The organism is Bradyrhizobium iriomotense (genome assembly GCF_030160715.1).
GTDB classification, from domain to species: Bacteria; Pseudomonadota; Alphaproteobacteria; order Rhizobiales; family Xanthobacteraceae; genus Bradyrhizobium; species Bradyrhizobium iriomotense.
The window spans coordinates 321,972-346,665 of the sequence record NZ_BSOW01000003.1; the positions used below are offsets into that span (position 1 = coordinate 321,972).

Annotated in this window: 23 protein-coding genes; 17 read left to right on the forward strand and 6 right to left on the reverse strand. The window is 64.6% G+C overall.

Annotated elements, in window-relative coordinates; all coding sequences use genetic code 11:
* Window positions 1–71 precede the first annotated feature (71 nt).
* The 10 genes from QQL28_RS05970 to QQL28_RS06015 all read left to right on the forward strand — a co-directional run bounded on the left by QQL28_RS05970 (window position 72) and on the right by QQL28_RS06015 (window position 11,348).
* Window positions 72–998: a carbohydrate ABC transporter permease gene (locus tag QQL28_RS05970; RefSeq protein WP_431309580.1), complete on the forward strand. Its 927-nt coding sequence runs from the start codon at window positions 72–74 to the stop codon at window positions 996–998.
* A gap of 17 nt (window positions 999–1,015) precedes the next feature.
* A complete protein-coding gene (locus QQL28_RS05975; RefSeq protein ID WP_284262190.1) occupies window positions 1,016–1,873 on the forward strand; it encodes a carbohydrate ABC transporter permease in 858 nt (285 codons plus the stop codon).
* Between the two features lie 3 nt (window positions 1,874–1,876).
* Window positions 1,877–2,983: an ABC transporter ATP-binding protein gene (locus tag QQL28_RS05980; protein WP_284262192.1), complete on the forward strand. Its 1,107-nt coding sequence runs from the start codon at window positions 1,877–1,879 to the stop codon at window positions 2,981–2,983.
* A 21-nt stretch (window positions 2,984–3,004) separates the two neighbouring features.
* Window positions 3,005–4,114 (forward strand): ABC transporter ATP-binding protein, encoded by a 1,110-nt coding sequence (locus QQL28_RS05985; RefSeq protein ID WP_284262511.1) that lies wholly within the window; start codon window positions 3,005–3,007, stop codon window positions 4,112–4,114.
* A gap of 2 nt (window positions 4,115–4,116) precedes the next feature.
* Entirely contained in the window at window positions 4,117–5,697 is a 1,581-nt protein-coding gene (locus QQL28_RS05990) for an FGGY-family carbohydrate kinase (protein ID WP_284262194.1), read from the forward strand.
* Window positions 5,690–6,730, forward strand: coding sequence for a 2-hydroxyacid dehydrogenase (locus QQL28_RS05995; RefSeq protein WP_284262197.1), 1,041 nt, complete (start codon window positions 5,690–5,692; stop codon window positions 6,728–6,730). Before QQL28_RS05990 ends, QQL28_RS05995 begins: the two co-directional genes overlap by 8 nt.
* A 19-nt stretch (window positions 6,731–6,749) precedes the next feature.
* Window positions 6,750–7,499: a class II aldolase/adducin family protein gene (locus tag QQL28_RS06000; RefSeq protein WP_284262199.1), complete on the forward strand. Its 750-nt coding sequence runs from the start codon at window positions 6,750–6,752 to the stop codon at window positions 7,497–7,499.
* Window positions 7,496–9,004 carry a glycerol-3-phosphate dehydrogenase gene (locus tag QQL28_RS06005; RefSeq protein ID WP_284262201.1) on the forward strand — a complete coding sequence of 503 codons (1,509 nt, stop codon included), beginning with the start codon at window positions 7,496–7,498 and terminating at the stop codon, window positions 9,002–9,004. The genes QQL28_RS06000 and QQL28_RS06005 overlap by 4 nt, the downstream gene beginning before the upstream one ends.
* A gap of 70 nt (window positions 9,005–9,074) precedes the next feature.
* Window positions 9,075–10,136, forward strand: a complete 1,062-nt coding sequence (locus QQL28_RS06010; RefSeq protein WP_284262203.1) for a HoxN/HupN/NixA family nickel/cobalt transporter — start codon at window positions 9,075–9,077, stop codon at window positions 10,134–10,136.
* Between the two features lie 123 nt (window positions 10,137–10,259).
* Complete coding sequence (locus tag QQL28_RS06015) at window positions 10,260–11,348, forward strand: AI-2E family transporter (RefSeq protein ID WP_284262205.1); 1,089 nt, start codon at window positions 10,260–10,262, stop codon at window positions 11,346–11,348.
* A gap of 104 nt (window positions 11,349–11,452) precedes the next feature.
* Here the strand turns inward: QQL28_RS06015 and QQL28_RS06020 are convergent, their stop codons facing one another.
* The gene (locus tag QQL28_RS06020) at window positions 11,453–11,974 is read right to left on the reverse strand and encodes a GNAT family N-acetyltransferase (protein WP_284262207.1); all 522 of its coding nucleotides are present in this window, start codon (window positions 11,972–11,974) and stop codon (window positions 11,453–11,455) included.
* Window positions 11,975–12,180: 206 nt separating this feature from the next.
* On the opposite strand from QQL28_RS06020, the gene QQL28_RS06025 reads away from it, so the two are divergent.
* Genes QQL28_RS06025 through fabI form a run of 4 tightly spaced genes read left to right on the forward strand, consistent with a single transcriptional unit; the run spans window position 12,181 to window position 17,364 of the window.
* On the forward strand, window positions 12,181–14,367 hold the full coding sequence (locus tag QQL28_RS06025; protein ID WP_284262209.1) for a DUF3141 domain-containing protein: 2,187 nt from the start codon (window positions 12,181–12,183) through the stop codon (window positions 14,365–14,367).
* A gap of 29 nt (window positions 14,368–14,396) precedes the next feature.
* Window positions 14,397–15,359, forward strand: a complete 963-nt coding sequence (locus QQL28_RS06030) for a phosphate acetyltransferase (RefSeq protein WP_284262211.1) — start codon at window positions 14,397–14,399, stop codon at window positions 15,357–15,359.
* Between the two features lie 5 nt (window positions 15,360–15,364).
* Window positions 15,365–16,579, forward strand: coding sequence for an acetate/propionate family kinase (locus tag QQL28_RS06035; RefSeq protein WP_284262213.1), 1,215 nt, complete (start codon window positions 15,365–15,367; stop codon window positions 16,577–16,579).
* Window positions 16,576–17,364 (forward strand): enoyl-ACP reductase FabI, encoded by a 789-nt coding sequence (gene fabI / locus QQL28_RS06040; RefSeq protein ID WP_284262215.1) that lies wholly within the window; start codon window positions 16,576–16,578, stop codon window positions 17,362–17,364. The genes QQL28_RS06035 and fabI overlap by 4 nt, the downstream gene beginning before the upstream one ends.
* A gap of 7 nt (window positions 17,365–17,371) precedes the next feature.
* Here the strand turns inward: fabI and QQL28_RS06045 are convergent, their stop codons facing one another.
* The 5 genes from QQL28_RS06045 to QQL28_RS06065 form a co-directional block, all read right to left on the reverse strand.
* Window positions 17,372–17,830, reverse strand: a complete 459-nt coding sequence (locus QQL28_RS06045) for a MaoC family dehydratase (protein ID WP_284262216.1) — start codon at window positions 17,828–17,830, stop codon at window positions 17,372–17,374.
* An 11-nt stretch (window positions 17,831–17,841) separates the two neighbouring features.
* A complete protein-coding gene (locus QQL28_RS06050) occupies window positions 17,842–18,492 on the reverse strand; it encodes a 3-oxoacid CoA-transferase subunit B (RefSeq protein WP_284262218.1) in 651 nt (216 codons plus the stop codon).
* Between the two features lie 4 nt (window positions 18,493–18,496).
* Window positions 18,497–19,144, reverse strand: a complete 648-nt coding sequence (locus QQL28_RS06055; protein WP_284262220.1) for a CoA transferase subunit A — start codon at window positions 19,142–19,144, stop codon at window positions 18,497–18,499.
* Window positions 19,145–19,221: 77 nt separating this feature from the next.
* Window positions 19,222–19,836 carry a hypothetical protein gene (locus QQL28_RS06060; protein ID WP_284262222.1) on the reverse strand — a complete coding sequence of 205 codons (615 nt, stop codon included), beginning with the start codon at window positions 19,834–19,836 and terminating at the stop codon, window positions 19,222–19,224.
* Window positions 19,833–20,759, reverse strand: coding sequence for an alpha/beta fold hydrolase (locus QQL28_RS06065; RefSeq protein ID WP_348522479.1), 927 nt, complete (start codon window positions 20,757–20,759; stop codon window positions 19,833–19,835). Before QQL28_RS06065 ends, QQL28_RS06060 begins: the two co-directional genes overlap by 4 nt.
* A 130-nt stretch (window positions 20,760–20,889) precedes the next feature.
* Here QQL28_RS06065 and QQL28_RS06070 point away from each other — a divergent pair, with 130 nt between their 5' ends.
* The 3 genes from QQL28_RS06070 to QQL28_RS06080 are packed head-to-tail and all read left to right on the forward strand — an operon-like array spanning window position 20,890 to window position 24,647.
* Window positions 20,890–23,397, forward strand: a complete 2,508-nt coding sequence (locus QQL28_RS06070; RefSeq protein ID WP_284262229.1) for an alpha/beta hydrolase — start codon at window positions 20,890–20,892, stop codon at window positions 23,395–23,397.
* Window positions 23,398–23,406: 9 nt separating this feature from the next.
* Window positions 23,407–24,270 (forward strand): alpha/beta fold hydrolase, encoded by an 864-nt coding sequence (locus tag QQL28_RS06075; RefSeq protein WP_284262231.1) that lies wholly within the window; start codon window positions 23,407–23,409, stop codon window positions 24,268–24,270.
* A gap of 26 nt (window positions 24,271–24,296) precedes the next feature.
* A complete protein-coding gene (locus QQL28_RS06080; protein ID WP_284262233.1) occupies window positions 24,297–24,647 on the forward strand; it encodes a phasin in 351 nt (116 codons plus the stop codon).
* Window positions 24,648–24,694 lie beyond the last annotated feature (47 nt).

Below are 24,694 nucleotides of genomic sequence, written 5' to 3' on the forward strand. Positions count from 1 at the left end.
CGGTTCGGAGCGCCTACCCGATCCGGGCCGGCGGTGTTGCAGTGAGTTTGTGATCCCGTATCATCATGAGCATGGTTCAACTCCTTCAGACCAACGCGCTTCCGCGCCGCACCACGAGGCTGCGCGGGCGTATGCTGCCTTACCTGCTGAGCCTGCCGGCTCTGCTGGTCTGCATCGCCATCCTCGTGCCGTTCGTGACGGCCGCGGTCTATTCGCTCCAGCGCTACCGGCTGAACCTGCCGTACCTGCGCGGCTTCATCGGTGTCGACAATTACATCGACTTCCTCTCCGATCCCGCCTTCTGGAATACGCTGCGCATCTCGCTCGTCTATACCGCCTTGACGGTGGTGCTCGAGCTTCTGCTCGGCCTTGGCATCGCCTTGCTCCTGCGGCGGCCGACGCGCGTCCACAATGCGGTGTCGATCGTGCTTTTGCTGCCGCTGATGACGGCGCCAGCGATCGCCGCGCTGATGTGGAAGCTGATGACCAATCCGAGCTTTGGCATCCTGTCCTACCTGGTCAGCCTGTTCGGCGTGCACGACTTCAAATGGGCGTCGGATCCGTCGAGCGCGCTGTTCACGGTCGTGCTGGTCGACGTCTGGGTCTACACGCCCTTCATCATGATCCTGCTGCTCGCCGGCCTGCGCTCGTTGCCGCGCCAGCCGTTCGAGGCCGCGGCGCTCGACGGCGTTCCGGCAAGCTTCGTGTTCTTCCGCATCACGCTGCCGATGCTCGCGCCCTACATCATCACGGCCTCGCTGTTCCGCCTGCTCGACTCCATCCAGCAGTTCGACATCATCTATGCGATGACGCAGGGCGGGCCCGGTGACCGGCTGATGGTGTTCCAGGTCCAGGCGTATCTCGAATTCTTCCAGTACACCAATGTCGGCCGCTCGGCGGCGCTGCTGATGATCCTCTGGCTGATCACCAACATCCTGTCGAACATCTTCATCAAGAACTGGCTGCGGCTGCGCGCACGCGCCCATGGTCACGCGTAAGGGCGAAGGAGGCGGCGATGGATCATTCCAGTCTCGCAGGTCGCATCTTCCGAGGCGTGGCGCTGGCGCTGGTGCTCGTCTTCTTCATGTTCCCGATCGTCTGGATCCTCATGATGTCGTTCCAGACGAACGAGCAGATCCTGCGGATTCCGCCGCGGATCCTGTTCGAGCCGACGCTCGCCAATTACCAGGCACTGATCTCCGGCCATTTGCGCACGACCGCCGGTAATCTCGAAATCTCCTTCATGCGCAACCTCATGAACAGCTTCGTGCTGTCGAGTGCGGCAGTGCTGCTGGCGCTGCTGCTCGGTGTGCCCGCGGCCTACGCCTTTGCGCGGTTCAAGTTTCGCCTCGGCGAGAGCATCGCATTCACGCTGCTGTCGTTCCGCTTCGCGCCGCCTCTGCTCGTGCTGCTGCCGTTGTCGCTCTACTATCAGCAGCTCGGGCTCAACGACACCTATTTCGGCATCGTCTGGGTCTATCAGCTCATCGCGCTACCCCTGATCCTGTGGATCGTGCGCGGCTATTTCGAGGACATCAGCCCGGACATCGAGCATGCCTATCGGCTCGCCGGCCATTCCTGGCGCGAGGCCTTCACGCGCATCGCGGTGCCGCTCGCCGGTCCTGGCATCGCGGCGGCGGGATTGTTGTCCTTCATCTTCTGCTGGAACAATTTCGTCTTCGCGCTGATCCTGGCCTCCGCCGACAAGCAGCCTGTGACCGTGGGCGCGCTCGCCTTCGTCACGGCGTCCGGCATCCAGTACGGCCAGATCGCAGCCGCCATCGTGCTCTCGGTGACGCCGACGCTGCTGCTCGCGCTCTATGCGCAGCGCTATCTGGTCGAGGGTCTCTCGCTCGGCGCGGTGAAAGGCTGATACATGGCGCGTCTCGAACTCAATTCCGTCGGCAAGGCGTTCGGCGCGGTGCGTTGCGCCAACGACCTGTCGCTCATCGTCGAGCCCGGCGAGATCGTCGCGGTGTTCGGGCCCTCGGGGAGCGGCAAGACCGTGCTGCTGCGCATGATCGCGGGCATGTTCGAGCCCGACGAGGGCGACATCCTGGTTGGTGGCCGCTCAATCATCGGCGCACCGCCGGAGCATCGCGGCGTCGGCATGGCCTTCCAGAACTTTGCGCTGTTCCCGCACATGAGCGCGCAGGACAACATCGCGAGCGGTCTGCGGGCGAAGGCGGCAGGTGGTGAGGTGACTTCGCGGGTCAACTCGATCAGCCGTCTTCTGAAGATCGAGCATGTGCTCGGCCATATGCCGCGCGAATTGTCGAACGGGCAGAAGCAGCGCACCGCGCTGGCGCGCGCCCTGATCGGCAATCCGGAGGTGCTGCTGCTGGACGATCCCTTGCGCAACGTCGACGCCAAACTGCGCTACGAGATGCGCCTCGAGTTGCCGAGCCTGTTGCGTCGGAGCTCCGCCGCGGTGCTCTACGTCACCCAGGACTATCGCGAAGCGATGGCGATCGCGGACCGCATTGCGGTGCTGATCGAGGGCCGTCTCGTCCAGGTCGCGCGCCCCGAAGAAATCTACGCTCGGCCAGCCTCCGTTGCGGTGGCGCGCCTGTTCGGCGATCCCAGCATCAACCTCGCCGAGGTCACGCCGCGCGCCGAGCAGGGCGCGCTGACCGCCGAAGTGGCCGGGACGCGTGTGCGTCTCGAGTCCCCCGACCGGCAACCGGCCGATTACGGCGCGTGCTGGCTCGGCGTTCGTCCGGACGATCTCACGGTCGCGCGCACAGCCGGCGAGGGCGCGATCCCGGCCCGCATCGTCGCAATCACGCCGATGCATGAGCGGGCCGTGCTGCTGCTGCGTTTTGCCGACGGCATCGAATGGCTCGCCGCGCTGCCACCGGATGCTGCGGTGGGGAGTGCCGAAGACAGCGTCTTCGTCCGCTTTGCGCCGGAGGCGGCGCTCCTGTTCGACCGTGCGAGCGGCTTGCGCATCGGCCTGCCGCCACGGCGGCAGGCGGCGTGAGGGGAGCGGACGATCATGGCCATGCTCGAAATCCAGAACGTCGACAAGGTCTACCGCAGCCGCGGTAAGGCCCCCGTGCACGCCGTGCGCGCGCTCGACATGGCGGTGAAGAAGGGCGAGATCGTTGCTCTCTTGGGCTCCTCGGGTTGCGGCAAGACCTCGACCCTGCGCATGATCGCGGGATTTGAGAGCGTGACCTCGGGCGCAATCGCGCTGTCGCAGCGGCGGATCGACGAACTGCCACCGGCGAAGCGCAAAGTGGCGATGGCCTTCGAGGGCTATTCGCTCTATCCGCCGTTGACGGTGCGCGAGAACATCGCCTTCGCGCTCAAGGCGCAGCAGCTCTCGCGCAGCGAAATCTCGCGCCGGGTCGAAGCGATTGCGCGACTGGTCGAGATTGAAGACATCCTCGACAGTTTTCCGCGTGCCATCTCGGGCGGGCAGCAGCAGCGCGTGTCGCTGGCGCGTGCCTTGGTGCGCGATGCCGACCTCTATCTGCTCGACGAGCCCATGGGTCAGCTCGAGCCGCAACTGCGTGCCGTGCTGCGCGGCCGGATCAAGGGGCTGCTCGCCGAGCGCGGCATGACGGCGATCTTCGTCACCCATGACCAGACCGAGGCGAGCGCGCTCGCCGATCGCATCGCGGTGATGGAGGACGGCGTTCTTCAGCAATTTGCCAGCGAAAAGGAGTTGAAGAACCGTCCGGCCAATCTGTTCGTCGCCAGCTTCATCGGCGAGCCGCCGATGAATTTGCTGGAGACGGAGGTTGCAGCCGCCGACGGCGGGTTCCGCCTGTCGGTCGGCTCCGATATCGCATTCCAGATTCCGGGCGATACGCTCGATCACGCCGCGCGGCAGGCGCTTGCGCAGACCAAGCGGGTCCGGATCGGCATCCGGCCGCAGAAGGTCGCGGTCGGGACGGGCGACGTCCGCGTGCGCGTGGTCTCCAATCAATGGCTCGGGGACCAGTCGCATGTCGCGGGCGAGTGTGCCGGCCACCTCCTGATCGCGGTGACGCCAAGCCGGATCGCGGCGCGGCCGGGCGACGTCATTCCGTTCGCGCTGGAGCCGCGCCATCTCCACATCTTCGGGGCCGACGGCGCCTGCATTCGCCATGCGGAGGGAGGCTGACCATGCCGGCCTCGCCGCAGCGCGACGTGATCATCGGCATCGATGCCGGCACGTCTCTGATCAAGAGCGTGGCGTTCACGCATGACGGGCGGCAGCTCAGCGGTTTCTCCCTGCCCAATACATACATGACATCGCCCGGCGGCCACGTCGAGCAGGACATGTCGCGGACCTGGACCGACACGGTTGCCGCGTTGCGCGGGCTGGTGGCGGCCGTGCCGGATATCTCCCGGCGTCTCGCGGCGATCGCGGTCACGGGGCAGGGCGACGGCACCTGGCTCATCGACGATGACGGCCGCCCGGTCGCGCCGGCGCTGCTGTGGCTGGATTCCCGCGCCGCCGGCCTTGTCGAAGGGATCCGCTCCAGCGAGCGCAATGCCGCGCTCTACCGGCGCACCGGCTCCGGACTCAACGCCTGCCAGCAAGGGCCGCAACTCGCCTGGCTGCAGGCGCATGCGCCCGAGACGCTGTCGCGAGCAAGGACGGCCTTTCACTGCAAGGATTGGCTCTACTTCCTGCTCACCGGGCAGCGCGCGACCGATCCATCGGAATCGACCTTTACCTGCGGCGATTTCCGCAAGCGCCGCTTCGATGCGGAGACTGCGCGCCTGATCGGCATCGCCGATTGCGCGGCCCTGTTTCCCGAGGTCGTCGACGGGGTCACGACCACACATCCGCTGAGTGCGGCTGCCGCCGTCGAGACCGGACTGCCTGAGGGCGTGCCGGTCTCGCTCGGCTATGTCGATGTGGTCTGCAACGCGCTCGGCGCCGGCCTCTACGATCCGGCTCCCGATGTCGGCTGCACCATCATCGGGTCGACCGGCATGCATATGCGTCTCGCCACCAGCGCCGATGCGGTCACGCTGAACGCTGAGGCAACCGGCTACACCATGCCGTTCCCGGTTGCCGGTCACTATACGCAGATGCAGTCCAACATGGCGGCGACGCTCAATATCGACTGGCTGCTCGATCTCGCGCGCGACCTCTTGGCCACCGAGGGCGTCGTGCGTTCTCGCGCCGACCTGATCCGCCGACTGGATGAGAAGGTGTTGGCTGCAAAGGCCGGCGAGCTCTTGTTCCATCCCTTCATCTCCGATGCCGGCGAGCGCGGGCCCTTCGTTGCGCACGAGGCTTGCGCGCAGCTGATCGGTCTGCGGTCGCGCCACGGCTATTGGGACCTGATGCGCGCCGTGATGGAAGGGCTCGCCTTCGCCGCGCGCGATTGCTATGCCGCGATGGGCACGTTGCCAGGCGAGGTGCGGATCACCGGCGGCGCTGCGCGCAGCCGCGCGCTCGGGGCCATCCTTGGCGCGGTGCTCGAATGTAAAGTGCGCGTTTGCAGCCGCGGCGAAGCCGGGGCTGGAGGGGCTGCGATGATCGCAGCCGTCGCAACGGGACTTTATCCGGATATGACGGCCTGCGCGGAGGATTGGGTGAGACCGTATTTGAACGAACCGCAGACGCCGGATCCGGCGTTGGCCGCGCGCTATGCGAAAATGTTCCCGGCCTATCTGGAGGCGAGGCTCGCGGGGCGGCCGGTCTGGAAGCAGCTTGCCGCGCTGCGTGCGGGAGCCGGTCATGTCTAGCTCCATCGCCATCGTCGGTGACCGCTTCATGCTGCCGTCGGTGTTCGCCGAGAAGATCACCGCCGCCTGCGGCAACGGCGTCGACATCCGCCTTCTGGAGCAGCCCTGGCCGGACGAGCCGATGGAGCACGGCTATGCCGGCTCGAAGCTCGATGGCCTGAAGGAGTTCATGGGCGATCCGGACGAGGTCGCAGAGTTCATCGGCGACGCAGCGCTGCTCGTGACGCATCTCGCACCGATCTCGCGATCGATGCTGGAGCGCCTGCCGAACCTGAAATTCATTGCGGTCTCGCGCGGCGGTCCCGTCAATATCGACATGCAGGCGACGCGCGATCACGGGGTGATCGTCGTCAACACCCCGGGCCGCAATGCGAGCGCGGTGGCCGAATTCACCATCGGCGCCATTCTCGCCGAGACGCGCCTGATCCGCAGCGGCCACGAGTCCTTACGCGGCGGCGAATGGCGCGGCGATCTCTATCGCGCCGACCGCACCGGCCGCGAGCTCGGCGAGATGACGGTCGGCATCGTCGGCTACGGCGCGATCGGCACCCGCGTGGTGAAGCTGCTCAAGGCCTTCGGCTGCAAGATCCTGGTCGCCGACCCCTACGTCCAGCTCAGCGCGCAGGACCGCAATGACGGTGTCGAGCACGTCGCCCTGGCGGATCTGCTGGCGCGCGCCGACGTCATCAGCCTGCACGCGCGGGTCACCAGTGAGACGACGGGCTTCATCGATCGCGCGGCGCTCGCGCAGGTCAAGCCGGGCGCGTTGCTGATCAACACGGCGCGCGGCCCGCTGGTCGACTACAAGGCGCTCTTCGAGCTGTTGTCCTCGGGGCGCCTTGGCGGCGCCATGCTCGACACCTTTGCGGTCGAGCCGGTGCCACCGGACTGGCCGCTCCTGCAACTGCCGAACGTCACGCTGACGCCGCACATCGCCGGCGCCTCCTTGCGCACCGTCACCATTGCTGCCGATCAGGCCGCGGAAGAGGTTCGCCGCTATCTCGCAGGCGAGCCGCCGCTCAACCCTTGCTGAAGACGAAAGGTGTTTCGACATGACCCGTGAGGAGCGACAGTTACGCGAAGCGATCATCGCCAAATGCCGGTGGATGAACGCCTCGGGTCTGAATCAGGGGACATCAGGAAATATTTCCGCGCGCTACAAGGACCGGATGCTGATCACGCCGTCGGCGACGCCCTATGACGCCATGAAGCCGGAGATGATCGCTTCGATGCCGCTCGAAGGTGAGCATGGCTCCTGGGAAGGACCGCTCCAGCCCTCCACCGAATGGCGCTTTCATCTCGATATCATGCGTGGCCGGCCGGATGTCGGCGGTGTCGTCCATACCCACTCGACCTACGCCACCGTGCTCGCGATCGCGCGCAAGCCGATTCCCGCCTGTCACTACATGATGGCGGCGTTCGGCGGCAACGACATCCGCTGCGCCGGCTATGCGCGTTACGGCACGGCTGAGCTATCCGAGCTTGCCCTGCAAGCGCTCGAAGGCCGCAACGGCTGCCTGCTCGCCAATCACGGCATGATCGCGGTGGGGGCTAATCTCGACAAGGCGATGTGGCTGGCGGTCGAGCTCGAGACCATCGCACGGCAATACTATCTTTCGCTCGCGCTCGGCGCGCCGCACATTCTCAGCGAGACGGAGATCGCGGACACCGCGAAGGGATTCTCGACTTACGGATTGCAGGCGCCCAAGGCCAAATCCAATGCCAAGGCGAATCCAAAGGCGCGCGCCGCGAAGGCGGCGGCACGGCAACGGGTTGAGAAGAAGCACAGCGGAAAGCGATGACGGGCGCTGCGCCTGACGCGGGCAGGGATCACGGGCTTGTCGACATCGCCATCATCGGCGGTGGCATCAATGGCGCCGGTATCGCCCGCGATGCGGCGGGACGCGGGCTGAAGGTTCTGCTGTGCGAGAAGGACGATTTCGCCGAAGGCACCTCGTCACGCTCCGGCAAGCTCGTGCATGGCGGGCTGCGCTATCTCGAATATTACGAGTTTCGCCTGGTCCGTGAGGCCCTGATCGAGCGCGAGGTCCTCCTCGCGTCGGCGCCGCACATCATCTGGCCGATGCGCTTCGTGCTGCCACACTCGCCGGAGCAGCGGCCGGCCTGGCTGCTCCGCACCGGTCTGTTCCTCTACGACCACCTTGGCGGCCGCAAGCGCCTGCCGCCGAGCCGGGGGCTCGACCTCGCGCATGCGCCGGAGGGCGCGCCGCTGCGCGCCGAATTCCGCCGCGGCTTCGAATATTCGGATTGCTGGGTCGACGATGCCCGTCTCGTGATCCTCAATTTGATCGATGCCGCGCAGAACGATGCCAAAATCCTGCCGCGCACCCGCGCGGTGAGCGCGCGCCGGGAAGGGGGCGTCTGGCGTCTGGAGATGCAGAGCGAGGACGGCGGCACGCAGATCGTTCGGGCGCGTGCGCTCGTCAATGCGGCAGGCCCCTGGGTGCAGGATGTCGTGCAGGGCGTCGCCGGCCTGAACTCCTCGCACAATGTCCGGCTGGTCAAGGGAAGCCATGTGGTGGTGCCGAAATTCTGGAGCGGGCCGCAGGCCTATCTGCTGCAGAACGAAGATCGCCGCGTGATCTTCGTCAACCCCTATGAGGACGACCTCGCGCTGATCGGCACCACGGACATTCCTTACGATGGCAGCGCCGAGGACGTGGCGATCGACGAGGGCGAGATCGATTATCTGCTCAGGGTCCTGAGCCGCTACTTCCGGGCCCCGCCGCGCGGAAACGAAGTGGTCCACGCCTTCTCCGGCGTACGGCCGCTCTATGACGACAACGCGGACAATCCGTCCGCGGTGACGCGCGACTATGTCTTCGAGGTTCACGGCACGCCGGACGCGTCGCCGCTGCTGTCGATCTTCGGCGGCAAGATCACGACCTATCGCAAGCTCGCCGAGCATGCGCTCGGGCGCCTGGAGGCCTGGTTTCCCAAGATGCAGCCGGCATGGACGGCAGGCGCACCGCTGCCCGGCGGCGACATCGGCGGTCGCTTCGACAATTTCGTCGTCGACCTCGCGCGCGACTATCCCGATCTTCCGCGCAAGCTGATCCATCACTATGCGCGCCTTTACGGGACGCGTGCCCGCGAGCTTTTGGGCCCGGCCCGCATTTCCGCCGATCTCGGACGTCATTTCGGCGGCGACTTCTATGAGCGGGAAGCCGCGTTTCTGCGCGAGAAAGAATGGGCAAAAAGGCCTGCCGACTTCCTGGACCGCCGCACCAAGCATGGCCTGCATCTGACGCCGGCGCAGCGGGACGCTTTTGAGGACCACATCTAGGCTTGCTTCCGGGTATGATAGTTCGATAGAAATATCATACCGGGGAGCGCGGTTGGATGGAGCGGGTCGGGTGACGAAGTGGTCTGGGCAGGGGGGCGGCGGATCCACCACCCTTTTGCTGTTCACCGGACTTACCCTCGCCAACATCGCCGCATGGATCTGGGCGTTTGCGCTGTTCGCCGACAGGCCCGCGGTGATGGCGACCGCACTGCTCGCCTGGGTGTTCGGCCTGCGCCACGCTGTGGATGCCGATCACATCGCGGCCATCGACAATGTCGTGCGCAAGCTGATGCATGCGGACGATGCGCCGAAAAGCGCCGGCCTCTTTTTTGCGCTCGGCCATTCCACGGTCGTGGTCGTTGCCACGTTGCTGCTCTGCCTTGGCGTGGTGAGCCTCGGCGGTGACAGCCTGCTCAAGACCGTCGGCGGCCTGATCGGCACCTCGGTGTCCGCGCTCTTCCTGCTGCTGATCGGCATGGTCAATCTCGCGATTTTCGTCGGCCTGTGGCGGACGCTGCGCGCGGTCCGCGCCCAAGGCACCCATGATGTCGCAAAGCTCGAAGCACTGCTCGCCGGCCGCGGCCTCCTGGCGCGGCTGCTCGCGCCGATGTTCCGTATGGTCTCGAAATCCTGGCACATGTATCCGCTCGGCTTCCTGTTCGGGCTCGGCTTCGACACCGCGACCGAAATCGGCTTGCTGAGCATCTCGGCGACGGAAGCCGCACGCGGCGCGTCGCTGTCCGATGTGCTGGTGTTTCCCGCGCTGTTCGCCGCCGGCATGGCGCTGGTCGACACGGCCGACTCGACGCTGATGGTGAGCGCCTATCGCTGGGCCTTCGTCGATCCCATGCGCAAGCTCTGGTACAACCTCACCATCACCGGCGCTTCCGTCGTGGTCGCGTTGTTCATCGGCGGCGTCGAGGCGCTCGGGCTGATTGGGGACCGCCTCGGTCTTGAGGGCGGGCTGTGGACGCTGATCGAAAGCCTCAACGGCTCGCTCGCCAATTTCGGCTTCGCGGTGATCGCCCTGTTCGTGCTCGCCTGGGTCTTCTCCGCCATCGGCTATCGCATTGCCTTCGGCCGCGCCGGGCCCGGCGCCCTGAAGTGCGTCGATGCCGTCGAGATGGCCTGAGTTCTTTTACACGGCAGTCGGCTATCCTCGTCCGCCGGAGCGGCGATCATTGATCTGGGTCAACAGGATCGTGCGAGGCCGATCGATATTTTTGCGAAGGCTGCCTCGAGATGAGAGTCCGCCGTGAAGACGCTCCGCCAGCTCTTGTCCGCAGAAGACATCATCCAGCTCCTGATCCGGCTTGGCCTGCTGGCCTTGCTGATCATCTGGACATTCGTCATCATTCGCCCCTTCGTGTCGATCCTGACCTGGAGCGCGGTCCTTGCGGTGGCGTTCTTTCCCGCCTTCAGCTGGCTCGCGAAACTGCTCGGCGGACGTCCCCGGACGGCGGCGGCGATCCTCACGCTCATCGCGCTTGGCATCGTTCTCGGCCCGGCCGCCTGGCTCGGCGTGAGCGCGGTGGAGGGTGTGAAGGATCTGGCAAGCCAGCTCGGCACCGGCGAGCTCGCGCTTCAGCCGGCGCCGGAGCGGGTCAAGACATGGCCATTGATCGGCCCGCAGCTCTATGAACTCTGGGATCAGGCCTACACCAACATCCGGGCCGTATTGCGCGAGATCGCGCCCTATCTGAAGCCGCTCGCGGGACCGCTGCTGTCGTTTGCAGGCGATGCCGGTCTCGGCACGCTCCAGTTCCTGGTGTCCGTTCTCGTCTCCGGCATTCTCCTTCCTTTCGGACCGCAACTCGTGGCGGTGACGCGTGGTTTCCTGGCTCGGATCGTCCCGGAGCAGAGCGAGCACTTTCTGGCTTTGGCGGGTGCGACCATCCGCGCGGTGGCGCAGGGCGTGATCGGCGTCGCGATCATTCAGGCCTTGCTGGCCGGTATCGGCTTCAAGCTGGCTGATATTCCAAGCGCGGGCCTGCTGGCTTTCGTGGTCCTGCTGTTGTCGATCGTGCAGATCGGCCCCCTCATCGTCCTTCTGCCGGTGATCATCTGGATCTGGACGGACAAGGACGTGACGACGGCATTGCTCCTGACGGTATTTCTCGTCCTTGTCGGGTTCCTCGACAATATTCTGAAGCCGCTCGTGATGGGACGAGGCCTGACCACGCCGACGCTTGTCATTCTCATTGGCGTGATCGGAGGAACACTCGCGCACGGGATCATCGGCCTGTTCATCGGGCCGATCATCCTGTCGGTAGCCTGGGAACTCGCCGCGGCGTGGATCCGCATTGACAGCGGCGCGCCGGTAGAAAAGCCGACGAGCGGCTGAGCCTTAAAGCGCGATGAGATTGGGATGAATCGTCGTCGCGCTTTAGGTTCTTGTTTGAGCATGATCTTTTCGGAAAACCGCTCCACACTTTTCCGGATCATGCTCTAGCCGAGCTTGAGGACAAGATGGACCGTCTGCGGGTCTCGGCGCGCGGCCGGCTTGAAGCCGGACCTTTCGAATGCGCGTAGCATCGCCGTGTTCTCGGGTAGCACCTCCGCCGTCAACTCCCGCAATCCACCATCGCGCGCAAGGCTGATGAGATGTCGCATCAGGAGAGAGCCGAGTCCGCGTCCCTGGAACGCGTCGACCACGACGAAGGCCATCTCCGCCAGCCCGGGCTCGAAGACGATGTATCGGCCACCTCCGACAATCATCTCTCCGTCGCTTCCACGGACAAGCGCCGCGAGCGCGACGTGATTTTTGAAGTCGACCTGCATGAAGAAGGCCCGCTCCTTGTCCGAGAAGTGGCGCTTCATGGCAAAGAAGCGACGCTGCAGGGATTGCGGGCTCGTCCGCTCGATCGCGGCCAGCATCTCCGCCTCGTCCTCGGGACGCAGCGCCCTGATCTCGACCGCGCTGCCGTCCTTCAGAAACTCCTGGGCTGAATAATTCGCAGCCTCTGCCATTGGGGGTTCCGATACCGCCTCGGCCATGATCGCTGCCGCGCGCCCTATTTCGACACCGCTTTAAAGGGCGCTCGACGTTGACCTAGATCAACGTTCGCCAGAGGCCACGCTCCTTGAATGACGCAGCGCGACAGCGAGGTCGGAACATGTCCATGGACAAAGCACAGGACAGAGCACAAGACAAAGCGCAATTCCCCGGTGGTCCCATGTCTGGGCTGGTTGCGTCGGCCGTCGAATATCTGGTGGATGCGGGCCAGCGCAGCGTCCTGTTCCTGGACATCATGCGTCAACGCGGTGACCAATACCGGGAACATGTCGCGCAGACCGCGCCGCATGTCCTGCAATATGCTGCCGAATTGATCATGGACGGCCGCAAGCTGGACGAGCCGGTCAATTACGCGCTGGTGCGCATCATTCCGCCCAAGGGCGTCGAAATCGATATGAAGCGGCGGCCTTTCGTCGTGGTCGATCCCCGCGCGGGCCATGGGCCGGGCATCGGCGGCTTCAAGGCCGACAGCGAGATCGGCGTCGCGATGAAAGCCGGCCATCCCTGCTATTTCATCGGATTCCTTCCGGAACCGATGCCGGGACAGACGATCGAGTGTATAGCCCGCGCCGAAGCGCTTTTCATCGAGAAGGTGATCAGCCGCCATCCCGACGCGGACGGCAAGCCCTGCGTGATCGGCAATTGCCAGGCCGGCTGGGCGGTCATGATCCTGGCCTCGCTGCGCCCGGAACTGTTCGGACCGCTGATCATTGCCGGCGCGCCGCTCGCTTATTGGGCTGGTGTGCACGGCAAATATCCCATGCGCTACTCGGGCGGGCTGCTCGGCGGAAGCTGGCTGACGGCGCTTGCGAGCGATCTCGGAGGCGGCAAGTTCGATGGCGCCTGGCTGGTGCAAAACTTCGAGAACCAGAATCCGTCGAACACGCTCTGGACCAAGCAATATAACGTCTATTCCAAGGTCGACACGGAGGCGGACCGCTACCTCGAATTCGAGCGCTGGTGGGGTGGGCACGTCAACCTCAATGCCGAGGAGATCCAGTTCATCGTCGACGAGCTGTTCGTCGGCAACAATCTCGCGGCCGGCAAGATCGTGATGTCCGACGGCCGAAAAGTGGATCTGCGCAACATCCGCTCGCCGATCGTGGTGTTCTGCTCCAAGGGTGACAACATCACCCCGCCGCAGCAGGCATTGCACTGGGTCCTCGATTGCTATGCCGATGTCGATGAGATCAGGGCCTATGGGCAGACGATCGTCTATACCGTGCACGAAAGCGTCGGCCATCTCGGCATCTTCGTGTCTGGCGGCGTCGCCAAGAAGGAGCACGCCGAATTCTCGGGCAATATCGACCTGATCGACGTGCTGCCGCCCGGGCTCTATGAAGCAACCTTCGAGGCGAGGGGCTCTGGTACCCTCAATGCCGATCTCGCAACTGGCCAATGGATTATGCGCTGCGAGGCGCGGACGCTGGATGATATCCGCGCCATGGGCGGCAATTCACCCGAGGATGAGCTGCGGTTCGCCGCCGCCAAGCGCGTCTCGGAACTCAATCTTGCGGCCTATCAAAAGTACGTCCAGCCCTGGATCAAGGGCATGGTGACCCCGCAAATGGCGGAGTTGGCGCGCAACATGCACCCGCTGCGGCTGCAATATGAGGCCTTCAGCAGCCAGAATCCGTGGATGTCGGTGGTGAAATCGGCTGCCGACGAGGTCGAGGACAAGCGCAAGCCGGCCTCGAAGGACAATCCGTTCCTGGCGTTCCAGGAACAGATGTCCAAGCAGATCGTTCACGCGCTGGACAGCTGGCGGGATTCGCAGGAGGCGTTGAGCGAAGCCATCTTCCTCAATGTCTATGGTTCGCCGGCCTTGCAGGCGGCGGTCGGAGTGGATCCGAACGCCGCGCCATCCGCCCGGCGGGAGATGACGGCCGAACACCGGGCGATGCTGGATCGGCGGATCGCCGAGTTGAAGTCGAAGATCGGCGAGGGCGGCCTTCGCGAGGCGGCCATTCGGGCGCTGCTTTATGTCGGTTCCGCCCGCGGCATGGTGGACGAGCGCAGCATCGAGGCTTTGCGCCAGGTTCGGCGCGACCATGCGGGAGCGCGGTTGACGCTGGCCGAGTTCAAGATGCTGGTGCGCGAGCAATTCTTCATGTTGCTGCTGGATCGGGACGCAGCCTTGGCTGCGATCCCGAAGATGCTGCCTGACGATGTCAATCAGCGGCGCGGAGCATTCGCGGCGATGCGCGAAGTGCTGTCGGCAAGCGAGGACATCACGGGAGAGCGAGCAAAGCGCCTGAAGCAGGTCGCCGGGCTCTTCGGTGTGGATGAGGGAGGAGAGCCGGTGTCGAAGGTCGCCCCTTTCGATCCCCAGGCAAGGGCGTCGTAACGCGCATTGACAGATTTGGGAGTGACATCATGCCGGCCGACACGACGCAAGCTCAAGCGGGCAGCAAATACGACCGTCTGATCGCGGCCGCCAAGGCCGTACCGCCTACGCCGACCATCGTCGTCCACCCCTGCGACGAGACATCGCTGCGCGGCGCCGTCGACAGCGCGAGCGCGGGAATCATCCGGCCGCTGCTGGTCGGTCCGGAGCGGAAGATCAGGGAGACCGCGAGCAGGTTCGGCCTCGATATTGCCGGGTATGAGATCGTCGATGCGCCACACAGCGACGCGGCCGCGGCCAAAGGCGTCGAGCTGATCCACGAGGCTCGCGGCGAATTGTTGATGAAGGGCAGCCTGCACACCGACGAGCTGATGCGCGCCGTTACCGCGAAGGTCGGCGGCCTGCGCACCGACCGGCGCATCAGCCATGTCTTCATCATGGACGTGCCGGCCTATGCCGAGACCATTTTCGTCACCGACGCGGCCATCAACATCTTCCCGGATCTCGACGCCAAGCGCGACATTATCCAGAACGCGATCGACCTCTACAACCTTGCCGGTTTCGGCAAGGCGCCGAGGGTCGCGATCCTGTCGGCGGTCGAGACGGTGACGTCAAAAATTCCCTCGACGATCGAGGCTGCCGCGCTCTGCAAGATGGCCGATCGCGGCCAGATCACCGGGGGCTTGCTCGACGGACCGTTGGCCTTCGACAACGCCATCGATGTCGAGGCCGCGCGGATCAAGGGCATCAAGTCCGAGGTAGCCGGCCGTGCCCAGATTCTGGTCGTGCCTGATCTGGAGGCCGGCAACATGCTCGCGAAGAATCTCGCCTATTTCGCCAAGGCGGATGGCGCCGGCATCGTGCTCGGCGCCCGGGTGCCGGTGGTCCTGACGTCGCGGGCCGACAGCCCGCGGGCGCGGATGGCATCCTGCGCCGTGGCCGCGCTTTATGCCTACGCACGACGCCAAAAGGCGCCAACAGTTGCCGCGTGACTGCCATGGACACCATCCTCGTCATCAATGCCGGTTCCTCGAGCGTCAAGTTCCAGGTTTACTCGATCGAGGGGGAGGGCAAGCTTTGCCGGCAGATCAAGGGGCAGATGGACGGCATCGGCAGCCGGCCGCGCTTGCGGGCAAGCGGGGCAGGCGGCGATCCCCTGGCCGATCGCGCCTATCCGATCGAGGCGATCCCGGACGTTCCGGCCGCGATGCAGGTCGCGGGCGAGTGGCTGAGAGACGAGGTTCGCATCCATCCGCTGGCTGTCGGGCATCGTGTCGTGCACGGCGGACCGGAGTTTGAGCGGCCTGTCCTGATCGATCACGGCGTGGTGGCGCGCCTGGAGCGTTTCGTCCCGCTGGCGCCGCTGCATCAGCCGCATAATCTGGCGCCGATCCGTTCGATCCTTGCGAATTTCCCCGCGCTTCCGCAGGTTGCCTGCTTCGACACCGCGTTCCACCGCAGCCATGGGCCACTCGCCGATCATTACGCGATCCCGCACCAGCTTCATGCGGAAGGCGTGCGGCGCTATGGCTTTCATGGCCTGTCCTACGAATACATCTCGAAGACGTTGCCGCAGATCGCGCCCGACATCGCCAAACGGCGGATGATTGTTGCCCATCTCGGCAGCGGCGCCTCGATGTGCGCGATGAAGGGTGGGCAGAGCGTCGAGAGCACCATGGGCTTTACGGCGCTGGACGGCCTGCCGATGGGCACGCGTCCCGGCCAGCTCGATCCCGGCGTCGTGCTCTATCTGATCGCCGAGAAGGGCATGTCGGCTGCGAAAGTGCAGGACTTCCTCTATCGCGATTGCGGACTGAAGGGCCTGTCCGGCGTCAGCAACGACATGCGGGAACTGGAAGCGAGCGCGGATCCGCGCGCAAAGCTTGCGATCGACTACTTCGTCTACCGGATCGGCCTCAGCGCCGGGATGCTCGCGGCCGCCTTGCAGGGCCTCGACGCCTTCGTCTTCACCGCCGGCATCGGCGAGAACTCCGCCAGCATTCGCGCGCGCGTCGCCGAGCAACTCGGCTGGCTGGGCGTCGCGCTCGATGCGGCCGAGAACGCGCGACACTCGCGGCAAATTTCGCGACCGAACAGTCTCATTCCCGTCTACGTCGTGCCGACCGACGAGGAACTGATGATCGCGCAGCACACATTGGCGCTGCTGATGAACGGAAAATCGCAAAACGCCAGATCTGAGAGGGTGTCATGATTCCCGTGTATCCGGAGACGAAGGTTGCGCTGAAGGGAAAGAAGGGTCTCGTCGTTGGCATCGCCAACGATCAGTCGATCGCCTGGGGCTGCGCCCGGGCGTTTCGCGCACTCGGCGCCGAGCTCGCCGTGACTTATCTGAACGATCGCGCCAAGAAGCATGTCGAGCCGCTGGCGCAGGCGCTGGAGGCGCCGATCTTCATGCCGATGGACGTGATGGTCGAAGGCCAGACCGAGAAGGTGTTCGAGCGCATCGCGAAGGAGTGGGGCCAGCTCGATTTCCTGCTGCATTCCATCGCCTTCTCGCCGAAAGAGGCGCTACACGGACGCGTGGTCGACGTCGGCCGCGACGGTTTTCTCAAGACCATGGAGGTCTCCTGCTGGTCGTTCCTGCGCATGGCGCATCTGGCGGAGCCGCTGATGAAGAATGGCGGCACCCTGTTCACCATGACCTATTACGGCAGTCAGATGGTCGTGGAGAACTACAACATCATGGGCGTGGCGAAGGCCGCGCTGGAAGCGGCCGTCCGCTACGCCGCGGCGGAGCTCGGGCCGAAAGGCATCCGCGTGCACGCGATCTCGCCGGGGCCGCTGGCGACCCGTGCAGCGTCTGGCATTCCGGAGTTCGACGAGCTCATGGACAAGGCACAGTCGAAAGCGCCCTCACGCAGCCTCGTCAGCATCGACGACGTCGGCCATGCCACGGCCTTCTTGGCGCTCGATGGCGCCAAGCTGATGACCGGCAGCGTCGTCTACATCGACGGCGGCTACCACATCATCGACTGAGGCATGCTCAACGATAGTGCAGGGCGATCAGCTCGGCGACGCAGGCGGGCTTCTTGCCGCCTTCGATCTCGATGACGAGATGATAGTTCACGCGCAGGCCGTCCGGCGGGACGTCCTCGGCTTCGGCGATGGTGACGCGGCCGCGAAGTTTCGAGCCGGCGGGAACCGGCGCCAGATAGCGTATCCGGTCAGCGCCGTAGTTGAGCGTGTTGCGCAGGCCCTTCAGGCCGATCACGGAGCGGATGAAGAGCGGGGCGAGCGCCAGCGACAACAGCCCGTGCGCGATGGTCTTGCCGCCCGGCATCTCCTTGCTCGCGCGCTCCTGGTCGACATGGATCCACTGCTCGTCGCAGGTCGCGTCGGCGAACTGGTTGATGCGATCCTGGGTGATCTCGATCCAGTCGCTGGCGCCGATCTCGGTGCCGACCGCGGATTTGACCTCTTTGAAATCGCTGAATGTCCGCATGGCCTGCCCCGTCAGATCTTCATTTCCGGCACGCTGTCGGGAACCGTGAGCTCGGCCTCCGTCACCGCCATGACCTCACCGATGCTGACGCCGGGCGCGGTCTCCAGCAGTGTCGCCTTGCCGTCGGGAAAGCCGATCACGGCCATGTCGGTGACCACCAGGCTCACCGGCCGCGCCGACGTCAGCGGCAGCGTGCATTTGGCGACGATCTTCGACTTGCCCTTGGCCGCGTGCTGCATGGCGACGATGACGCGCTTGGCGCCGCTGACGAGATCCATCGCGCCGCCCATGCCCGGCACCATCTTGCCGGGGATCATCCAGTTGGCGAGGTGGCCATGCGCGTCGATCTGAAGGCCGCCGAGGACGGTGACGTCGACATGGCCGCCGCGGATCAATCCGAAGGACATCGCGCTGTCGAAGGTGGAAGCGCCGGGCAGGGCGCTGATCGGGCGGCCGCCGGCGTCCGTCAGCGTCGGATGCGCCATGCCTTGCTCCGGGATCGGGCCGGTGCCGATGAGTCCGTTCTCCGATTGAAAGAACACCTTCAGATCGGAGGGAACGTAGTTCGCGACCAGCGTCGGAATGCCGATGCCGAGATTGACGAGGTCACCGTTCCTGAGCTCCTTGGCGACGCGCCGGGCGATGATGGTCTGTGCATCCATGATCTCACCCGTTGGTAATGAGGAAGTCGACGAGCGGCGCCGGCGTCACGACGTGATCGGGCGCGATGACGCCGACCGGCACGATGTTATCCGCCGTGACGATGACGGTGTCGGCGGCCATCGCCATCACGGGATTGAAGTTGCGGGAGGTCAGGGCGTAGGCGAGGTTGCCGAGGTAGTCGGCGAGAAAGGCATGCACCAGCGCGTACTGCGCCCGCAGCGCGGTCTCGAGCAGGAACGGCTTGCCGTCGACCTCGATCTGTCGCTTGCCTTCGGCGACCAGCGTGCCCACGCCGGTCGGGGTCAGAACGCCACCGAGGCCGCATCCGCCCGCGCGAATGCGCTCGACGAACGTGCCTTGCGGAACGAGATCGACGGCGATCTGGTTCGCCAGCATCTGCTGCTGCGCCTTCGGATTGAGGCCGATATGGGTTGCGGTCAGCCGCGACACCAGCGCGGCATCGAACAGCTTGCCGACGCCTTTGCCGGGCGTGGCTGCGTCATTGCAGATCAGCGAAAGCCCGGTCTTCCGCTGCCGGACGACTTCATCGAGCAGGCGCTCCGGTGTCCCGACGCCCATGAACCCGCCGACCATGACGCTCGCACCTGCCGGGATCATCGCAACGGCTTCTTCGACGGAAACGGCCTTCATGGCGGCAACTCCGATGAAACGCAAGGGCAGCAGCGTGCGGATGTTTGACGGCTGTCACCGCGTTGCCTTGATTTGCATCAAGGCTTTTCATCATTTGAATCGCCGAGGGCGACGCCGACGCTTTGCAGCATGTTGCCCCAGAGCTTGCGCACCTCGCTGTGACGCCGTTCGAGGGCCGCGTTGACGACATCGCGATGGGGAACGAGGCTGGAGCCCTTCAAGAGCAGGATCTGCGCCTGAAGCAGACGGCCGCTTTCGAACTCGATGCGGCGCAGCGCCGCCACAAAGGGGTCGTCGGGATTTGCTTCCACCGGCAACAGCGCCGCTGGCCGTATGCCGGCGTGCACGGCATGGGCGAGCGTTGCAAGTCCGGCCGCTACCGCCAGGTGCCAGTCCGAAATCTCATGGATCGGCACCGGATACCACGCGCTTTCCCAGGTCACGGCCATGTAGCCCAGACCAGGATCCGGCACCCAACTGGTCGCGCGCAGCAGCAGCGTCACGAGTTCGGTCTCGCGGTAAAACTGCGCGTTCAGCTCGGTCTGCCAGGCGGAATCGAGCGTCGTGGGCAAGGTGTACGCGAACTGTCGCGCCAGGGCGCCGTGGGCGGACATGAGAAAGGCTGCAACGCGCGTCTGCTGGTGCGGCGGCACGCGGCCTTCGGCATCGAGTGGTCCGAAAAATCCGCTCATGTCGACGCCCTCTGCACCGGGATCGCGCGCAGGTGGTCGTAACCTAGAGGAAACGGCGTGAGCTCGCCACCGGGCTCTTCCGGCGCGACGAAGACCGCCTTGTCGCCCCGCCAGCGTCCGGCGAGCACGTCTTCGGCGAAGCGCGCCAGCAGATCGGCGGTGAGGGCGCCCTTTTCGAGCGTGAAGGCGTGATAGGCCTTCGGGATGATCACCAGCGAGCTGCTCGGGATTTCGACCCGCAGGGTTTCGTGCAGCACGCGCGGCGTCAGGAAGTCGAACTCGCCGTTCAGGATCATGGTCGGGACCGTGATCGACGAGAGCTGCGGCGTCAGCGGCTGGAAGTCGAGAAAGGACTCCATCAGGTTCTGGAGCGCGTAGAGGTCGTTGACGAGCCAGCCCTGCCGCTTGACGCTGTCAAGCTTGTCCAGGAGTGGCTTCAGCCACTGGTCGGACAGGTTCATCGGCAGCAGCAGATCCTGAAGATAGCCCGTGCCGCCCAGGATCAGGCCGGTGCGCAAGGCGTTGCCGATCAGGAGCAGTTGTGGGGAAAGCTCCGCAAAGCAGCTCATCGGCACCAGGCCGGACAGCCGCTTGCCGTGCTCGATCGCGTAGCGCAGCGCAATGAGTCCGCCGAAGCTGATACCGCTGAGGAAGATCGGTCCATCGCCAAGCTCGCCGATCAGGCGATGAAGCGCGGTAATCTGGTCGTCCTGGTTGATGAACAGGGCCGGCTTGTCCGAGCCGCCCTGGCCGAGCAGATCGAAGGTCGCCACGCGGAAATGCCGCGCGACCAGAGCCTCGCGATAGGCGGCCCAGAGCTCGGCATATTGCGTGAGGCCATTCACCAGGACATAGGCGGGAGCATCGGGCCGTCCTTCGAGCTCATAGCGTATCCGATATGAGCCGTGATTGAGGAAGGGCATTGCGACGACCGGCTGCCGTTTGACCGCTGCGATCTTCAATCTCTGGTCGGGGATTCCATTGAGCTAAATCAAAGCTCCCCGGAGTGACGTCCCTAGCGTTTTTGCAAAACACCGCCAGGAGGAATCCGCCATGATCGGGAGAGACGTCCTCAAACGCTGCTTCGTCAGCCTGATCGTGTTGCTGGTCGGCACGGCTCTCGCAGTCGCGCAACCCTTCACCCGCCGCTCATCACAGATGCAGCATGACGGGCTGAAGAAGACTTACGAGATCGCCAACTTCAAGATCGGCGGCAAATACGACCTCTCGGATCCCTCCAAATGGGAGTTTGGCGGCGAGGGCGGCGTCACGCTGGAATCGCTGGGCGCTGGCAAGCTGCGTACCGCCTATATCACCGTTGGCAACGCGCGGCGCAACGCGGCCGGCGAGATCACCAACGCAGTCGTCATCAACTCCTATTATTCCGGCGACTCCACCGACATGTTCGAGCAGTGGGTCAAGGGCGCCCCGCTGTCCGGCGGCGTGCCGATCATCGGCCCGGGCCGGCCGATCGACACCGATCGTTACTTCATCATCATGGTCGATCCACTCGGCACCTGGGGTGCGAGCAAGCCGTCGGACGGCCTCGGCATCAAGTTTCCGCAGTACAGCTACTACGACATGGTGCAGGCGAACTATCGCCTGCTGCGCGACGAGTTGAAGGTCGCGCGCGTGGCGCTGGTCACCGGCGTTTCGATGGGCGGCACCCAGACTTATGTCTGGGGCGTCATGCATCCCGAGTACATCAGTGCGCTGATGCCGATCGGCGGCACCACGCAGTCGGATGCCGAAGATCCCGTCGGCAACTGGACCTTCCAGATGATGACGGCCGCAATCGAGTCCGATCCGGTCTGGCAGGCGTCCAACGGCGACTATTATAAGCTGCCCAAAGAGAAGCATCCGGTGCCGGGTGTCGCGTTCGGCTGGTCGATCCTGGGCATGACGGGCTACGACTTTGCCTATCGCACGACCCAGAACTGGACCGCAGTCCAGCCCGAGATCTTCTACTGGGATCCGCCGAACGAGAAGGCCGGGCTGAACGTCACCAACCGCGCCAAGCTCTATGACGCCGTCGATCTCGTCTGGCGCAACAGGGTCGGCGAGATCCACAACATCAATCCCTATCTCGGCCGCATCCAGGCACGCACGCTGGTGATGCACATCACCAACGATCTCTGGCTGAACTTCAAGCTGGCCCAGAAGGCCGTCGATCGCGTGCCGGGCGCAGACCTCATCGCGCAGGAGAGCCCGGTCGCCCATTACGGGGTGTTCCCGATCATCAACCAGCGCAAGAATGATCCGAAGTTCGTCGCCTTCATGGACGACGTGGCGGCTCTCGATCGTGCGCAGAAGTTCGTCGATAAGAACTATCGCGTGCCCGGTGTGGCCGGCGACATTGATCCGAAGAAGTCATTCTGGAAGGACTTTGTGACCTATCCCTATCCGGTCAAATACGCCAACGCCAAGGACAAGAGCGGGACGTCCTGGCAGATTGGCTACATGGACGAATATGCCGGCACCGACAAGGATCCGAAGGTGCTCGTCATCATCCATGGCAAGGGCGCATTCGGAGGCCACTACGGCAACGTCATGCAATACGCCCTGCGCAGCGGCCTGCGCGTGATCGTGCCCGACCTTCCGCACTACGGCATGTCCGGCCCCGGCAATCTCGACAAGAGCCCGGCCCGCACCATGCAGGACATGCGCGAGACCATCTACGACCTCGTAGTCAACCAGCTCGGCGTCAAGAAGGCTTATTATCTCGGCCACTCCCTCGGCGGACAGTTCGTTGTGGGCTACGCGCTGACCTGGCCGGATGCGGTGCAGGGCCTTGCGCTGGAAGCGCCATCCGGACTCGAGGAATATCCGCGCGACATCACCATCGCGAAGGACAAGAAGGCGCCGCTGTTCGCACCGGGCCTCGGGCGCGATTTCGACAAGTGGAAGCAGGTCTGGGACCAGACCGGAATCCTGGCGGCGGAGAAGGCGCGCGACGAGCAGAACATCCGCGATTTCTTCTACTTCAAGAAGCGTGACCCCGACACCGGCGTGGTGTCGGCCGCCAAGAGCGGTTACTTTTTCAATGACAGCGAATATGCCCGCTTCCACACCGAGCAACGCGTCGGGCTCACCAAGGGCAATCCCAAGGAGCTCGAGCAGTGGTGCAACGTCTTCATCTTCGACATTTATACGATCGGCGCGGAGCTGCAGCAGGATGATCCGAAGAACCTCTACGACCGGGTCACCCAGATCAAGGCGCCGATCTTCCTCGCGTTCGGCGACAAGGAGCCGTTCATCCCGACGCCCGCCTTCAACGGGCTGACTGACCTCGGGCGCGACGTCATCACGCCGTTCATGACGCGCATGACCAACGCCGGCAACCGGCCGATGCTCAAGATCTATCCGGAGACCGGGCACTTCATCCACACGGACAACCCGGTGGAATTTTCGGCCGACGTCGTGGACTTCGTGATCAAGGGAACCGTCGACGCCTCATCGCCGCTCGGCACCGATCGCATGATCAAGGGCGCGGTGGTGTCGGCTCTGCCGGTGGCGCCGACGCCGCCCGGTGCGGCGCCGACGGCCGGTCTCAACAAATAGGGCCGCTTCATGCCGAGAGTGCGGGCGGGCAAGGTCGAACTGGGCTGGCGAGAGTGGGGACAAGGCGACGTCACGGTCGCCTTCGTCCACGGCAATCTCGCCAGCAAGGACTGGATCGAGCTCGCCGCACCGATGTTTCCCTCCGGCCTCCGCGTGATCGGCATCGACTGGCGCGGCTGCGGCGACAGCGACCGGCCGAAACCTGCGGCCGATTATTCGAACTACTCGATGCAGCAGCATGCGCAGGACATGCTGGCGGCGCTCGATGCGTTGGGCGTCAGCTATTGCCACCTCGCCACGCATTCGACCGGCGGCATCATTGCCGCTCGCATGCTACTGATGCAGCCGCAGCGCTTCGGGCGCGTGTTCGCGCTCGATCCGGTGACGCCGCTCGGCATGGCCTTCAATGCCGATCAGATCGGGCTTTTCCGTGCCATGATGGCGAGCAGGGAGCTGACACGGACGGTAATGGCGACCGCGGCCTCCTCGCTGTTCGTGCCGGAGAGCATGGCGCCGAACGAAACTCCCCGATTCCGTGACGGCGTGGGAGAAATCAAGGCGCTGTTCGACCGCATCGTCGAGCAGACCTTTGGCGTCTCCGAAGGCATCTGGATCGGGACGCCTGTCAATCTCACCCGGGAGAGGGAGAGCCGGGAGCTGGAGCGACGCATGCCCGAGATCCGGCATCCGCATCTCGTGCTGTGGGGCGAATGGGACGGCTGGATTCCGCCCGCCGACCTGCGCGCCATGGCTGAGGCGATGCCGGATTGCCGGCTGGTTGTGGTGCCCCGCGTCGGGCATTCGATGAATCTCGAGCTGCCGGCTCTGTACGCCGGCTATTTCGGGGCCTGGTTTGGGGGACTTGCCGCATAATTGGAAACGAGTACGGGAGCAGAGCCATGGCTGAGATCAATCCGTCCGCCGAGAAATTCCGCACGATGCTGAGTGAAGCGCTGGGACGTCTGCGCAAGGCCAACACAGAATATTTTGAACTGCTGGAGAAAGGCCTGAGCGCCTCGCCGCTGCCGATCGCGGGCCAGGCCAGGGAGTTCTGCGATTACATGCAGCGCAACGTCATCGCGACGTTCGATCTCGGCGACAAGCTCGTCCAGGCCAAGGACGTGCAGGATGCGCTCAAGATCCAGTCCGAATTCTTCCAGGACCAGATGCGCTCGCTGACCGACCAGGCGAGAAACATGGGCGAGTCCGCGATGAAGTCGGCGAGCGGCATGTTCACGCCGAAGGTATAGTCGAAATCTCTTCCGGCGGAGGGCGGCCCCTCCGCCACCCGGCGAAA